Source organism: Bellilinea caldifistulae, from assembly GCF_001306055.1.
In the GTDB taxonomy this organism is placed as follows: domain Bacteria; phylum Chloroflexota; class Anaerolineae; order Anaerolineales; family Anaerolineaceae; genus Bellilinea; species Bellilinea caldifistulae.
On sequence record NZ_LGHJ01000017.1, the window covers coordinates 261,321 to 275,515 of the forward strand.

Below are 14,195 nucleotides of genomic sequence, written 5' to 3' on the forward strand. Positions count from 1 at the left end.
AATACAAGGAGAAAATAAAAAATGAACAACAATTCAACTTCCCAATCTCAGAGAAATCGCCGCAAGCAAATTGCAGCCAGCTTGGGGCTTGGCGTTGCCCTGGGCATAGCACTTGGTGCCGCACTGGGAAACGTTGCGCTGGGTCTGGTGATTGGCATCCTGATCGGGGGTTTGGGAGCCGCTGTTCGAGCCAAGAGATCATAATGAAGAAATCTCGTTGGCTGGGTTTCGCTATTCTGCTCGCTATAGCAGCGATTTCGTTCGCTGCGCTTTTTCCCCACCATCAGCCTTTGGCTGTGAGTGGAGCTTATGCTGTTCGAACAGAGCGTTACACCTACATGGACGACCAGCGCACGGAACCATATACCAACAGCAGCGAATTTCGACAGATCAATGTGACCTTTTGGTATCCCCAAAATGAGAGCGATGGCGAAATCTTCCCGCTGGTTATCTTTTCACATGGCGGGCTTGGCTCGGAAAACAGCAATGAGTCTCTGTACCGCGAGTTAGCGAGTCATGGCTATGTGGTCTGTTCGATTGGTCATCCCCACCACGCCTTGTGGACAAAAAGCAAAGATGGACACTTGACTTTCGTAAGCCTGGAATACTTTGGCGAGCTCCAACGAGAGGATGCCCATGCCGACAAAGAGCAAAGTTACCGCTACTACCAGAAGTGGATGAATATCCGCACGGCAGACATCAACTTTGTGGTGGATACCCTCCTGACAAAAGCCGCGGAAGGCACAAGCGGCGTGTACACCCTCATAGACGGCACAAAAATCGGCGTGATGGGGCATTCCCTGGGCGGCTCGGCAGCGCTGGCTATCCCAAGGCAGCGAGAGGATATTGACGCAGTCATTGCGCTGGAATCTCCTTTTCTCTACGACATCGTTGGCGTGGAAAATGGTGAGTTCATCTGGCTGGACGAAGAATATCCCGTCCCCGTCCTCAATATCTACTCGGACAGCTCCTGGAGTCATCTCGCCGAATGGCCGCAATATGCCCGTAATGCATCGCTGCTGACCAATGCTCCGGCGACCGCTATCAGCCTTTACCTGCCTGGCAGGGGACATTTCTCGCTGACTGACCTCTCGCTTGCCAGCCCGCTGCTGACAAGAATACTCGATAGCGGGAGACCAGCGCGCGATAGCGTAGAATATCTGCGCGAGGTCAATCAGACCTGTCTGGAATTTTTCGACCGCTATTTGAAAAATCAATAGGTGGAGATAAAGCGATGACTCTAAACGAGTGTCAACGTGAAATGCGTTTCAACTTTCTGGGCGGGTTTGCCGGGCAGCTGGTTTCCGGAATCATCTGGTTGGCCGCGGCGGCGCTCGGAACCTGGCTCTCGCCTGGCGCGGGCATGGCTGTGCTCTTTTTCGGCAGCATGGGTATCTTTCCGCTCACCCGGTTGTTGGTGCGCCTGATGGGGCGTCCCGGCAAAGTCAGTCCGGATAATGGGTTATGGCAGTTGGGTTCCCAAGCGGCATTTACAGTACCGCTCAATTTCCTGTTGGTCGGTGCGATAACGCTTAACCGTGAAAACTGTTTTTTTCCGGCGGCGATGATTGTGGTCGGCACGCATTACCTTCCCTTCATCACCTTGTACGGCATGAAAATGTTCGGCATTCTAGCTGGTTTGCTGGTTAGCCTCGGTGCAGGGCTGGCGCTGTACGGACCGGATATGTTCAGCCTGGGCGGCTGGGTCACTGCCGCCCTTCTGATTGCTTTTGCCTTCCTGGGGCGATCTCTGGTTTTGCTGGAGGAAAAACGATGAATCCAAGTTATCCGATTCTCGAAAACGATACCGTTTCCGCGTCCAAACTCGAACCATCGCGCATCATTGCGCCGCGCGATGTACCTGAGCACTGCGTGATTTCGTTTTTTCGCGAAGTGAATGAAAAAGTGACAACTGAAAAGCAAGCCAAAGTCGCTGTCGCCAACCGCTGGGAGGATGGTGAACATCCCCTTTACGAAATCGAGCACCGCGGCCGGCGGCTGGCATTTTTTCACCCCGGCGTGGGCGCGCCGCTTGCCGCCGGATTGCTGGAAGAGGTCATTGCATTCGGCTGCAAGAGATTTGTCGTGATTGGTGGCGCGGGGGTGTTGGAGAAGGGACTGACGGTCGGCAAACTCATTCTGGTCGAGAGCGCCGTGCGGGATGAAGGCGTTTCATATCACTATCTCGCGCCGGACCGCGAAATTCAGGCGCCGCAACCGGCACTGGCAGCGATTCGCGCCGCGCTCGAAACGCGCCGCGTTCCGTTTGTGAGCGGCAAGACCTGGACAACCGATGCCCCCTACCGGGAAACCCAGGCGGTGATCGCTGCCCGCCGCGCCGAGGGTTGCCTGACGGTCGAGATGGAAGCCGCCGCGCTGCTGGCGGTGGCGCAATTCAGAAAGGTTTTGCTGGGGCAAATCCTGTATGCGGGCGATGACCTGAGCGGTGAATACTGGGACAATCGCGGCTGGCAATCGCGCCGTGAAGTGCGGGAGAGTCTGTTCTGGCTGGCCGCCGATGCCTGTTTGGAGATGTGAACGTGAAACATAAATACACTGTCCTCATCCTTTTAATCACGGCGGTTGGGATGATCTTCATCACGCGCGCCTGGCTGGCTGTTCACACGGCTGCGCCGCGCACTTTTGAAATTTTTGATATCCTGACGGTGGTCAGTGCGGTTATTCTTTTATTGAAAGGCGGCCGCAGCTTGCGGTGGGGAGATTGGGCGGCCGCTCTGGTCCTGGGCGCAGTGGTTACCGCAGGAATGCTGTTTGCCACGCTATTCTCCCCCTATCCTTTCTTGGGGTTCATTAAAAGCAACGCCGAACAGGCTGTCATTCGCGGAACATTCACAACCCTGGCGGCATTGGGCGGGCTGGTGGTGATGCGCCGGGGCGGACCGGTGCAATTTCACGCGGCTGCGGGCAACTGGCGGGCGATAAGCAAAGGCATATTGTTGGGACTGGTGATTGGTTTACCGTTGGCCGTTCTCAATGTTTTTGCCTTAAAGTTCACGCAGGGGCATCCCATTCAATGGCAAAGTCCCGGTGCGGCGCTGCTGGACGCCCTGCAGCCCGGGATTGGAGAGGAAGTCATCTACCGCTTTGCTTTGTGGGGTTTGCTGTGGCTGATGCTGCGAAAAAGCCTTCCGGAAAAGGCACACGGGATATCCGGGCTGCTGGCGATGCTGATCCACAATTATTCGCACTTCGACGACCTGTTTATCCAATCGCCGCTGACGGCGCTGGGGTTAGGCGCCGTGCTGGCGCTGGTGTGGGGGTTACCGCCCCTCCTCCTTGCCCGCCGGCGCGGACTTGAATCCGCCATTGGATTCCATTGGATTCAAGATGCGGCCCGTTTTCTGGCCGGTTATTAGGTTTGACAATTCGCTTCGTACCAAGAACGGCACAAATCAAATATCTTGAGGCGGCATGTATTTTGAGATGAACACAACTGACGACAACCTTAATCAACTCCTTTCAAACTCTTATATCCTGGCTGGTTCACCCTGCTGCGGAAAAAGCACGCTGGCAGAACGACTAAAGGATGAATTTCATTTCCAATGGTATACCGTGGACGACCACCAGGATTTGCATCTCAAACAATGTACGCCTGAGAGACACCCAACTTTGTGCTGCTACGCATCCATGTCCTGGAATGAAAGATGGAGCCGCCCCGTAAACGTTCAGGTGCAAGAGGTGTTTGCCATTAGCCGCGAACGGTTTGAGATGATTCTTCAAGATCTGGAACCATTTGATCCGGCAAAGCCGCTAGTCCTCGAGGGGACGGCATTTCTGCCAGAATGGCTGGCAGCCCACCGGGTCGACCCCGGACGTGTGATTTTTTTTGCACCCACACCGGAATTTCAACGCCGCCAGTACGGCAAACGCTTATGGATCAGGGATATATTGAAAGAATGCGAAGATCCGGAACAGGCATTTGAGAATTGGATGCTGCGTGACCAGGCCTTTGGAAGGGAAATACTCCGCCAGGCTGTGGAGAGGCAGTATCGGACGCTGTGGGTTGACGGCCGGCAAACCATAGACGAACGATATCATGAGGTCAAAGGAATGCTGGCTATCTGACAGTCTATGAAGGATATCGGGGTGGTTGACGGATGAAAACCAAGGAGAGTTTTTCCCAAGGAAAATTCGTACCAGTGACTCATCAGGTCGATCGTCGTCAATGACCATCCCTCTCATGCGATAGCGCTGAATTTGATCCCAGATGGATAGAACTGGTTTGAGAAAAAGATCAACCTCGGTGAGCATGCAAAGTAGAGGCGCGGTGGGTACAATTGATAAGATTATCCCCAGAATTCTCAAGGCAACAAAATCAATTTGGGGATTAATTATTTGTGTATTGTACTGATCTAAAATTACATCCATAGACCGACTGCTTCCCCACCATAGTCCAGGATAATCTTTCAATCGTATTCCACCAAATGCCAGGCATTTCATACCACTTAGCATTTGCGACTTCCTTAGGGATATCTGGATCTGGGGCGGTGCCTCGCGCAAGAGCTCCATCCGGATGGATACCAACCTCCGTATAAACAAATGAATAAATTGGACCCAGGGTGGCTAAAGATAACATCATACCCCACCCGCACCGGGAAGGTTCTGCCGTTTTTGCGGCATCAATCCGATCAGCAACGAATTCAAAGTAAGTCATCCCCTTCGGAGCTTCAGGAACCTGCATAGGCTGGTTTCCCTTGTAGGCAACGAATAAAATACTGGAGCAAATCGCCAGGATGACAGTAGTTTTGACAACCCATCCAATCAACTTAAGAATAACTACGATGAATTTCATTTTCTCCTTAATTCTCTTGATTCATCTGATACTGATCCTCAGGTCGGGCACCTTCTCGTAGGACCCGGTTATAACGAATCTCCTCGCGATACATTCGATCAAGAGCAACCTCAATCACATCGCTTTCACTCCGTCCCATAACGCTTGCCATCGCTCTTAATTGACTCACGCCTTCTGGGCTAATTCGAAAAGATCGTACTGGTTTTTTCGCGGAATTTGTTTTCGGCATGCTCGTTTTCCTTATCGGTTAGTTTATCTATAATGTAATACTCTAGTATTTCTTTGTCAAGTTAATTTCCACTTTTTTCCTAATTTCGTCAAATATGTCCCCCTAGGATAGGTGCTTTCTTCTTGCTATGATTAGAGTCACAACCAAATATCTGTTCGGTCGCTGATAATCATCAGCTGTTCCAAAGAATCCTTGGAGCGACCATCAGCTTCTTCCCTATCTACACAACTTACGTGCGTGTAAATATGCGTTGAGATCTAGATGGTCGCTTTTGTTTTAACTTACTTTCGAACCCGTTAACCGGAAAAGGAGAAAAAATTGAAAGAAATTCCAGTCTCAAAACGTAATCTGATCATTGCCGTCATCTTGGCAGTTGTCGTTGCTTTAGGTATCCTGGTGATCGAAAACTGGCCACTTCATACGGAGCAAGGTTCAGCAGCAGCAACCAACGAAGATCGTCTGGTTTCTACTGCAGCGGTCAATGCTATCGAGCAGGTCTTCCAGGTGAACTATCAGGAAGGAAAAGAAGCCTGGCTTGAGCGTATCTGCGAGGTAAGCACTCCCGCTGGATGTGAGCTGTTTTCGGCCGGCGCAGACCGTATGTGGGAAAAATACGTGGATGCCAAATCTGTGGTCACAGCTGCCTCTCAGGCAGCAGAAAAAGTAGCAGACAATGGTTTTGAGCAAGTCTGGAAGATGACCATCACGCTATCTTCTCCCCTACCAGGCAGCAATAAAACCCAGGATACAGCATATGTTGTTCTCGCGAAAACAGAAAGTGGTTGGAAGTTTGATCGTTTCCTGATGGAAGAAGAAATCAATGCCATTCTCGCTCGGGGAAAAACTCCCACCACAACTGTAGAAGAAGGAAAGAAGTAGTGAAAAGAATCTTCCTGATCATTGTCGTTATGACCTTGCTCATACCATCTGCTGTTTATGCTCAGGGCACTGATCCCTGGTCAGAAGTTTTTCAGCCGGATGGAAATCTGAATCCTGATTTGATTGATCTGGGAGTTACCACAGATCACCCCGATTGGATGTCAATTGAACTGCCTTTTGGCCAGTCCATTGATCTTGATGCTAATTATCACCGCTATCAAACGCCTAGCGGGAATATCGTCGTCTTACCCTCTGCCTCGACGTTATTTTTTATGGCCATGAACTCCCAAGAAAGCGGTTTGACCGGCTCTTATGGATCACTGGGAAATGGTTACGGCAGCCTGATCTCTTTTCTTGGGCTTGTTGCCGGCGATAATCTGGATTGGAGCAAGGTACAGGCGGAACATCCAGAGTACACCAGCCCGGATCAATTCTGGGGAGCGGTTCTCAATGGGCAGCAAGATGTATGGACCTATTTCTCCGGGTGGGGATTCATCACAACCCTGCTTCAAATGACTTGGAATGATGGCGCTCTTCGCTCATTGTATTTGTTGTATCTGAATGGTTCACAAAACTGTGCGGCCATTCCAGGGGGGTGCTCGGGAATTGTCACCCCACCTCCTCCCCCAAGGGAGTGTCCTGATCCAACGGTTTCTATACAACAACCTGTCCTCGTTATTCAAAAAACTGCGCCGAACAATCCCCTGGTTGTGGGACAAGATACCGAAAATCGCCGCGGTGCAGATATCCAGGTCAGGGTGACAGTTCCTCCAGTGATCTTCACCTGGTATGAGCCGATTTATGAAGAAAGAGATGTTTGCCGCTCAGCCAGTTCCGGAGAAACCGCCAATTGTAATACCGGAGCTGGATCAGCTATGAATGATGGTGTTTCAGATACAGAAATGGTATTCAAGGAATGCCGGACACATGTAGAACATCTACCGGATGCGGTAGCATCACTGCAAGCTACTGCAGCATTGGATGGTGCCAGCCAGGATTGGATCACAGGTAGATTAGGGCAAACCCATTATGAAGCCTTCGTCCACCAGGCAAATTTCACCCTGATTCCCGGAATTGGTTCATGGACAGGCGGATGTGATGGCGGCGGCACCTGCACTGCTACTGGCCAGGCACTCCGTGTTCCATTTGCAGATCCAGGAACCTTCAACTTGCGAATGGACGTAGTGACCACGGGGACTCGCTTCCGCGGAGTTCCAATCACCCAACCGAGGCGAGTAGGGATTGATGGAACGATGCAAGTATATGTGGCTCTTCCGGCGCTGGTGCCTTAAAAGGTCAAAGTGCAGATTTTATCGATTGCGGTCGGTGTGTTGCTGACAGTCGTCCTGGGTTTCATGGCCGTCATCTATTTACTACTGGTGATTGGGTTGTGGTGTCCACGAAACGATTATGACAAGTAAGGAGGCATTGGTTCATGACAGATTATTTTGTCGTCTTTGGAGATTTTCTCACTGCTCTGCCTACTTACCTGTTGAACGGCGTCCTCGCAACCGTTTACTGGCTTGGCGAATCTGGAGCTGCTCTAGTAAGTATTCTTTGCGCAGGGTTGATCATCCGTTTCGTGGATCAACGTGTGCAATCCAGAGCAGCTTTCCGACCAGGACGAAGTGGGCGGGAGGCTGCTACTCCGGATTTATACACAGCTCAAATCACAACGGCGATTATTCTGGTGCTTTGGGTAATCAGCCAATGGGGGATGGGAGCACCGGTTCCCTGGCTGGGTGCAGCAATGTGGATCGCTGGCACAGTCATCCTTTTACTGGTGCACATGCAGGAACATACCCTTTTGTGGAATATGAAATCGGGAATTGCGATTTATTCCCTGGCCGTCATCGGAAGCCGGCTCTACCTGGCATACACCGCTCAATTATCAGCAGATCAATGGGCTGCACTGATAGGGACATCTGAAAGCGCATCAGCAGTGATTGCGAATACACGCGGAAATGTAACTACGATTATTCTTTGGGCTTTATGGTTGGTGATCCCGTTAGGTTATTTTGCCATGTTGCTGCAGCAAGTTCTGATCAATCCGATGTCGTTGGTCAATCCATTGGCAGGCGCCAGCGAGTTGATCAATCGCTATCGAACCAGAAGATAGGGTGATAGATGAAACCAGCACACAAAATCGTGGGCTTGCTTGATTTATCCCAAAGGGACGCTTCGCGTACTCAACCTTTTTAGGTGAGAGTCTTATGAACGTCGGAAATTCTTGATTAACGCCAGATTCTATTTCAACGATTGGAGGTCAATATGTCACAACTGATGGATTTGCTGCGCGGACCTGCTTTAGGCGTGATTGTCATGATCATCCTGATGGCAGGCGTTCTCATCATCACTGCATTTGCGGCGCTGATTGCCCAGATGAGTCTCTTGTTCCGGCTTCGACCTTGGAATACTTCCGAAAAGAGAAGTGAAAAAGGGAATGAAGGTTACCCACAAGAAACATTTGAGCAACGTTCCGCAACTCGTGAAGGCCAGCGAGCATCATCTCCCCATCGCCAGAGTTCACCATCGGAACATCCCCGCAGGGGACAGGTGGTGGTTGTCGAACCAAATACGAATGAGGTGGTTGATGCAATCTGGTGGGAAACAGTGAAGCAATAGCAATCCAGGGCTTCTCTTGCGCAAGTAAGAGCAGCCTCATGAATTTACCAGCTGGTCAAGTTGGCGAATTGATGAGGCAGAACGCCAAGTACGGAGAAAAGAGAACGATGATTATTGGAAAACTGACCGAAAAAATACCCTGGCTGAGAACGAAGGACTCTCTATCCATTCCAAATGACCTGGAAGTGGAAGGCACAGAGCTACATTTCAACGACCGAAATGAGCTGGACTATCTGGTCTTTCGTGTCAAAGAGCGGGAAGGCCCGCGGGAATATCAGGGATACCGGGCGGTCCGGCTGCTGCAATTACGCTACATCTCTCTGGAAGCTCGCCGGGATGCCGGGCTGCTACAAAAGATGCTTACGGTCTCGCGTGGTTTGTATGGCGCTCAAGTGGATCTGGTTTATCTGGCTGCCGGCGTTTTTAAGAACCCCAATGTTGGAATTGTTCAATGCTATGGAGTCGCTGCGTTTTCGCCAAAGAAAGATGAAGCTATCCAGCGTTCTTTACGTGATCTGTCTGCCTTACGAGCCGGATTGGTGGGTGCTTACCGTCAAATCCGCCTTGAACCACTTTCAACTGAAGTGGCTCAATGGTTAGCGCGTGCTCTGGAGCAGATGCCTTATGCCATTGTGGCTGTCGGGCATCCAGATCCACGTGAAAACGCCCACGGGGGTGATTCTTCGATGCGTGACCCATTAGTGTCTGGAAGTCAGGGTGCACAACAATATTCCATTCAACAGAGTGAACTGCTCTTTCGCGGTATGAGCAGCCTGAAAGAAGAATTCTTGTTGATGCTGCTCACAAATCATGTTCGTCTTGAAGATATTACTCGAATGTTGGCCGGTATGTTGGAAGACACCTCCGTTTACGCTTCCCGTCAGTTGGGAACCCGGGCTGTTTCGTTTGGAATCAGCCCGCCGGCCATTTTGACTGGGGGACTTGCTGAAAACGCATCCAGGTCTTATGGCACAAACCATTCGAGCGGCGTCACCCAGGGTGAAGCTGCCACAGATGGCGTCGCAAATTCAGAAGGCCAGGCGCACACCACGGGTCATGCCAGCACTCGCGGTTGGGCGCACACGGTTGGAATCTCCGAAACCGATACGATTGGTTTATCTTCCACGGTTGGAACTGCAGTCAGTCAAGGGACAGCTCATACCGAAGGAACAGCAGTAACCGATGGAACGTCCCACTCAGATTCGTCCGGTGTAGCGAACTCCCATACGGATAGCTCTTCCTATGGCGTGAATGGCGGTGTGAGTGGGAGCATTGCTCCGGCCGGCGTAGGTTTATCGGCTAACGTGTTAGCATATGGCAACCGGCCAGCCGGGGCACCCTGCTGAGTGCGGGGCGCCTTTCGCATTCCAGGTTTTAGGGGTAGTACCCCTGGTGGTTGAGTGAACGGGGACGCTGCCCCCGGGTGCGTGGCGTTTGGGCAGGCCGTCTTCGCGTATGGGAAGTCCTTGGACATGCCCGCTCTCGCGTTTGGCCGCCCGTTCGATTCCGCTCACCTGAGATCGGTCAGGCTACCACCCTGATCCAAGCTCGAAACTGTGTGTGATGCCATGCCCAATCTGGAACGCGCCCGGACCGGCTGGCCGGTGCTTGCCAGCACACATCCAAAGGAGGCTGGACATATGCTGCCATCTGATTCTACACCAAAGCGCAGCGAAGCTGCGCACCGTTTCGTGGGACTGGACGTCCACAAGCACTACCTGGTGGCCATCGGCATCGACCGCCAGGGGACCCAGGTCTTTGGACCTCACCACGTGCCCATCCCCAGGCTGGAAGAGTGGATCGCCAAGCACCTCACCCGTCAGGACGCGGTGGTACTGGAGATGACTACCAACACCTGGAAGATGCACGACCTCTTGGCTCCGCACGTGTTTTCGGTGACAGTGGTGCATCCGCCGCACGTGGCGCTGATTGTGCGCGCCCAGGTCAAGACGGACAAGAAGGCTGCCCTCACCCTGGCGCAGCTCCACGCTGCCGGACTCTTGCCGGGTGTCTGGGTGCCGCCTCAGGAGGTGCGTGAGCTGCGGGCGCTGGTTGCCCAACGCCACAAGATGGTGCGCCTGGGAGCGACCACCAAGAACCGCCTGCACGCCCTGCTGCATGCCAGGCACATCCAACCCCCAGAAGGTACAAAACTGTTCGATCCCGAGACGCGCTCCTGGTGGGAGAACTTGCCACTCTCAGCGCTGGAGCTGTACCGCCTGCAATCCGACCTGGACGCGCTGGACTTCGCCAAAGAGCAGGTAAAACGCCTGGAGCGCTGCCTGGCCGAGTTCGCCGCCAGAGACCCGCGCATGCCGCTGTTGGTGCAGTTGCCGGGCATCGGCCTGATCAACGGCGTGACCATCCTGGCCGCCATCGGTGACATCACTCGCTTTCCGGATGCCAAAAGCCTGGTGGGTTATGCCGGGCTGGGCGCACGGGTTCACCTGAGCGGAAATCTGCACGTCACCGGGCGCATCACCAAAGCTGGAAGGCGTGACCTGCGCCGGTCGATGGTGGAAGCCGCCCATCACGCGGTCGAGTGCAGTCCGCATTGGAAGGCCGAGTTCGAGCGGTTGGAGAAACGCAAGGGGCGCTCCAAGTCGGTGGTGGCGGTGGCCAGGATGCTGCTGGTTGCCCTGTGGCACATCCTCACTAAGGCAGAAGCCGACCGGCACGCCGCACCGCAGCAGGTGGCGACTTCGCTCTTTACCCTGGCGCACCGGGTGCGGGTGCAGAACTTGCCGGATGGGCAAACTGCCTTGCAGTTCACCCGCAACCAGCTCGATCGCCTGGTCATTGGGCAAGAGGTGACCCACATCCCGTGGGGCTCGAAGCGCTTCAAGCTGCCGCCGAGTAAGTTGAAGTAGCGCGCCTGGGTGACAAACGAAACTCGCTTGCGCGTTTCGCCCTCTCGCGAAGCGTTAGGTTCACGCGCGCCTTTTTATGAAATTGTTAAAGTTCCGATCGAGATTGAGTTTATCGCTTTCTGATCCATTGCCAGGGCAAGAAGAAAACGCAAAATATTAGCTATTCTTGTTGGCTGGGAGCTGGTATAATCCAGACAACCCCCAGAGAGCGGAACAGGCCCATTCCGATGGCTTGTTTCGTTTTCATTTAGGGAATGGCCTATTTGTCATGTTCGAATTTGTCCAGGTAGACGTCTATCTCCACTTCAACTAAAGGAATTAGTTGTACATTGGTGACTTTGGATTTTTTTAGGAGATTGCGCACTTTCTGGGTGACGACAATTCCATGATTGCGAATCAGGAAAATATCACTGCCGTCCCAATCGGCTTCGTCGAAATATAAACCTCTATATACCTGAAAGGGTTCGCCCCCTGGCACAGCCTGACGGGTAAGAATCTGGCTGCGGCTGCGATCTCTCTGACATTCGCTGCCCGTCACGGCAAAACCATGATAGCCGGGCAGCGGCTCGCCTTTCCGTCCGTGTACCTCTACCGGATATGTCGCCCAGCCGGTGATGTTATTCATTCGCAAGAGTTCTACTACTCGCTCTGATATGCAGACCAGCGGTATTAGACCCGACCAGAGAAAATCGGTGACCTGCCCACCCCGATAAGCGCCCAATCTCAAGGGAGTATCCAGTTTCAACCTCCCGCGAAACAGTTCTATCGCCTGCCCTTTGGTAAGCCAGTCACTATAGCCTTCGTCACTCAACCGGAAAGGCCTTGACGCCAGTGGATCGTCCAGACGATATAATTTGTTGTAATCAAGGATTGCCAAAGTGGACATCGAATCCATACTCCTTAGACAACCGTCTGGCAAAGTTCAGGATTTCTTCTTTTGTGCGTTCCGACTTAAAGAATTCTTTCCACTTCGCATTGTAAGCATAACTCCATCCTCGATGGGCCGTCGCATCCACCCAACTGCCAAACACAGGATCATAGATATTGATGCCTGCTTTTACAAAATCCTGGGCAAACTCCTGTGGCAAGACGTGGTGGGCTTCCATCCCCACAATATCATCCAGCCCTTTTCCTGTCAACCGCTACAAGTTCTCGCGGAAGTTCCAGCTGGCGAAGGACTTGAAAGCCTGTTCACCCGCTTCCTCGCCTGCCTCTTTGCCCAGCGTGACCAGCCCCCTCCGGGCAAGATCGTCCAACGGAAGCGAGACGGGCAGCAAATCATCCGGTTCGGCGGCTTCAAATCCTGCAGTCAGCGCCAGGTTTACAGCAGCAGCATCTTTGGCTTCCTGGGAAGCATTCGGATCCGCCAATACCCGCCCTGATTGCCAGGCGTCATACGCCGTCCAGCCATAATCGATAACTTTCAGCGCTACAATCGCAATGGCAATAATCGCAGGAATTGGTATATGGCCATCTGGGTCAATATACTTGACAGGGTTGCCATAACTGTAGGCATACCGATCCCACGCCAGCGGGTTGCCTGCCCCCGGCACGATACTATCCGGCTGGATGAAGCGTCCCAGCAGGGGGTCGTAGAAACGGGTGCGGTAGTCATACAGGCTCAAGGCGGCTTCCTCGCGTTGGGCGGTGAATTTGTAGCGCACGGAATACTCACCTGTAGTATAGCGCAATTCGCCCCAAGGTTTGTAGAGATAGCGAGAGCGGATTGTGCCGCCGATGTCGGTGACTACGCTGGTCGAACCCAGATGATCACCGAACAGGAAATAGACACTGCTGGTTGTGGCAGTGTATTCCCTCACAGCAATCCGCTGGCTGCCGATGAATATGTAGTTGCGCCAGGTCTGCCAGGCTGAGGGCATCTAACCCCAGTGCAGCCCAGTCTCCCCAGCCAACGGCACAGCCGCGCCTGGCCTTATCGGCAATCATGTAAAGGTCAAAGCCCAACATGGCTACATCGAAGAGCGTCTCGATGAACTCCCCGCTGGAGTCGTACCAAAAACCATCATGAAATAGGACTATGGGGAGGTTTTGTATAAATTTATAAAGGTGCTTGGATTATTTTAAGTGAGAAAGTAATTGAGAAAGTTATGACTTGAAATTTCGGGGAGTAAACCTGTTGTAAAGGATCAGGTCTTTATAAGGGAAAGGATATTCGCCGGTTTCAATGCGATGCATCACATCATAAGGACTCCAAACCATCAGGTATTCTTTGGTTTTGTATTCATCGGGTAAGATAGGACCAAGGCGTATGGATTTCTCTCCGTCCCAGTAATACCAGATGGTGGCTTCACCAGTTTTTTGATTATATAAGGTAGATACAAACCCCGGATATTGAAGATTCTCAACCCTTCTTGATCCAATGATGGTCCAAAGTCCTGTCCTTACTGCGGCAAATAGTCCCGTAATTACTGGAGGAAATAATTCACCGGAATTTACAATTAAGTCCAGATCTGGCTTCTCAATTCCAATGTGTTTGAATACTTTAATGATAGGCCCCATTCTATCTCTAATGATGTGTTGAGCGTATGCTTTTCTTTGATTGGATAAAGAAATTTCAACAATATTACCAATACGGATCATGACTCGTTCCTCATTTGTGCCCAATGATTCTTAGAATCTCCAACCCACGCGGATTACGCAACCTTTTTTCTGTAAATTCGAGTCAGAAATATCCATCGTTCTTTAACAATCAAATGACTTGCCAGAGCAATAATGTTTGCCGATCTGCCACTCTTCTGAGATCTCCATCAAGAGGGCT

At 52.1% G+C, this 14,195-nt stretch carries 18 protein-coding genes; 12 read left to right on the forward strand and 6 right to left on the reverse strand.

Going from position 1 to position 14,195, the window contains the following annotated elements; all coding sequences use genetic code 11:
* The first annotated feature begins 21 nt into the window (after nucleotides 1-21).
* The 6 genes from AC812_RS12530 to AC812_RS12555 all read left to right on the forward strand — a co-directional run bounded on the left by AC812_RS12530 (nucleotide 22) and on the right by AC812_RS12555 (nucleotide 4,086).
* Nucleotides 22-204, forward strand: coding sequence for a hypothetical protein (locus AC812_RS12530; RefSeq protein WP_061918974.1), 183 nt, complete (start codon nucleotides 22-24; stop codon nucleotides 202-204).
* On the forward strand, nucleotides 204-1,220 hold the full coding sequence (locus tag AC812_RS12535) for an alpha/beta hydrolase family protein (protein WP_061918977.1): 1,017 nt from the start codon (nucleotides 204-206) through the stop codon (nucleotides 1,218-1,220). The genes AC812_RS12530 and AC812_RS12535 overlap by 1 nt, the downstream gene beginning before the upstream one ends.
* Nucleotides 1,221-1,234: 14 nt before the next feature.
* Nucleotides 1,235-1,777: a DUF7010 family protein gene (locus tag AC812_RS12540; protein ID WP_062158920.1), complete on the forward strand. Its 543-nt coding sequence runs from the start codon at nucleotides 1,235-1,237 to the stop codon at nucleotides 1,775-1,777.
* A complete protein-coding gene (locus AC812_RS12545; RefSeq protein ID WP_114676124.1) occupies nucleotides 1,774-2,538 on the forward strand; it encodes a nucleoside phosphorylase in 765 nt (254 codons plus the stop codon). Before AC812_RS12540 ends, AC812_RS12545 begins: the two co-directional genes overlap by 4 nt.
* A 2-nt stretch (nucleotides 2,539-2,540) precedes the next feature.
* Nucleotides 2,541-3,377, forward strand: a complete 837-nt coding sequence (locus tag AC812_RS12550; protein WP_061918981.1) for a CPBP family glutamic-type intramembrane protease — start codon at nucleotides 2,541-2,543, stop codon at nucleotides 3,375-3,377.
* Nucleotides 3,378-3,444: 67 nt separating this feature from the next.
* Nucleotides 3,445-4,086: a DEAD/DEAH box helicase family protein gene (locus AC812_RS12555; RefSeq protein ID WP_061919032.1), complete on the forward strand. Its 642-nt coding sequence runs from the start codon at nucleotides 3,445-3,447 to the stop codon at nucleotides 4,084-4,086.
* 262 nt (nucleotides 4,087-4,348) lie between these two features.
* Here the strand turns inward: AC812_RS12555 and AC812_RS12560 are convergent, their stop codons facing one another.
* A complete protein-coding gene (locus AC812_RS12560) occupies nucleotides 4,349-4,813 on the reverse strand; it encodes a hypothetical protein (protein ID WP_061918983.1) in 465 nt (154 codons plus the stop codon).
* 7 nt (nucleotides 4,814-4,820) lie between these two features.
* Nucleotides 4,821-5,042 (reverse strand): ribbon-helix-helix domain-containing protein, encoded by a 222-nt coding sequence (locus AC812_RS12565; protein ID WP_061918985.1) that lies wholly within the window; start codon nucleotides 5,040-5,042, stop codon nucleotides 4,821-4,823.
* A 318-nt stretch (nucleotides 5,043-5,360) separates the two neighbouring features.
* On the opposite strand from AC812_RS12565, the gene AC812_RS12570 reads away from it, so the two are divergent.
* The 6 genes from AC812_RS12570 (at nucleotide 5,361) to AC812_RS12595 (ending at nucleotide 11,416) form a co-directional block, all read left to right on the forward strand.
* A complete protein-coding gene (locus AC812_RS12570; RefSeq protein ID WP_061918987.1) occupies nucleotides 5,361-5,921 on the forward strand; it encodes a hypothetical protein in 561 nt (186 codons plus the stop codon).
* On the forward strand, nucleotides 5,921-7,213 hold the full coding sequence (locus AC812_RS12575) for a hypothetical protein (RefSeq protein ID WP_061918989.1): 1,293 nt from the start codon (nucleotides 5,921-5,923) through the stop codon (nucleotides 7,211-7,213). Before AC812_RS12570 ends, AC812_RS12575 begins: the two co-directional genes overlap by 1 nt.
* 143 nt (nucleotides 7,214-7,356) lie before the next feature.
* On the forward strand, nucleotides 7,357-8,040 hold the full coding sequence (locus AC812_RS12580; protein ID WP_061918990.1) for a hypothetical protein: 684 nt from the start codon (nucleotides 7,357-7,359) through the stop codon (nucleotides 8,038-8,040).
* A gap of 152 nt (nucleotides 8,041-8,192) precedes the next feature.
* Nucleotides 8,193-8,546, forward strand: a complete 354-nt coding sequence (locus AC812_RS12585) for a hypothetical protein (RefSeq protein ID WP_061918992.1) — start codon at nucleotides 8,193-8,195, stop codon at nucleotides 8,544-8,546.
* A gap of 38 nt (nucleotides 8,547-8,584) precedes the next feature.
* Nucleotides 8,585-9,892: a serine-rich family protein gene (locus AC812_RS12590; protein ID WP_145962588.1), complete on the forward strand. Its 1,308-nt coding sequence runs from the start codon at nucleotides 8,585-8,587 to the stop codon at nucleotides 9,890-9,892.
* A 294-nt stretch (nucleotides 9,893-10,186) separates the two neighbouring features.
* Nucleotides 10,187-11,416, forward strand: coding sequence for an IS110 family RNA-guided transposase (locus AC812_RS12595; RefSeq protein ID WP_062158922.1), 1,230 nt, complete (start codon nucleotides 10,187-10,189; stop codon nucleotides 11,414-11,416).
* Nucleotides 11,417-11,675: 259 nt separating this feature from the next.
* On the opposite strand, the gene AC812_RS12600 is transcribed toward AC812_RS12595, so the two are convergent.
* The 4 genes from AC812_RS12600 to AC812_RS12615 all read right to left on the reverse strand — a co-directional run bounded on the left by AC812_RS12600 (nucleotide 11,676) and on the right by AC812_RS12615 (nucleotide 14,017).
* Nucleotides 11,676-12,302: an imm11 family protein gene (locus AC812_RS12600; RefSeq protein WP_061918998.1), complete on the reverse strand. Its 627-nt coding sequence runs from the start codon at nucleotides 12,300-12,302 to the stop codon at nucleotides 11,676-11,678.
* Nucleotides 12,280-12,522, reverse strand: a complete 243-nt coding sequence (locus AC812_RS12605; RefSeq protein WP_061919000.1) for a hypothetical protein — start codon at nucleotides 12,520-12,522, stop codon at nucleotides 12,280-12,282. Before AC812_RS12605 ends, AC812_RS12600 begins: the two co-directional genes overlap by 23 nt.
* A 36-nt stretch (nucleotides 12,523-12,558) precedes the next feature.
* Nucleotides 12,559-13,296 (reverse strand): RHS repeat-associated core domain-containing protein, encoded by a 738-nt coding sequence (locus tag AC812_RS12610; RefSeq protein ID WP_061919002.1) that lies wholly within the window; start codon nucleotides 13,294-13,296, stop codon nucleotides 12,559-12,561.
* A gap of 226 nt (nucleotides 13,297-13,522) precedes the next feature.
* On the reverse strand, nucleotides 13,523-14,017 hold the full coding sequence (locus AC812_RS12615; RefSeq protein WP_061919004.1) for an Imm26 family immunity protein: 495 nt from the start codon (nucleotides 14,015-14,017) through the stop codon (nucleotides 13,523-13,525).
* Between the last annotated feature and the right edge of the window lie 178 nt (nucleotides 14,018-14,195).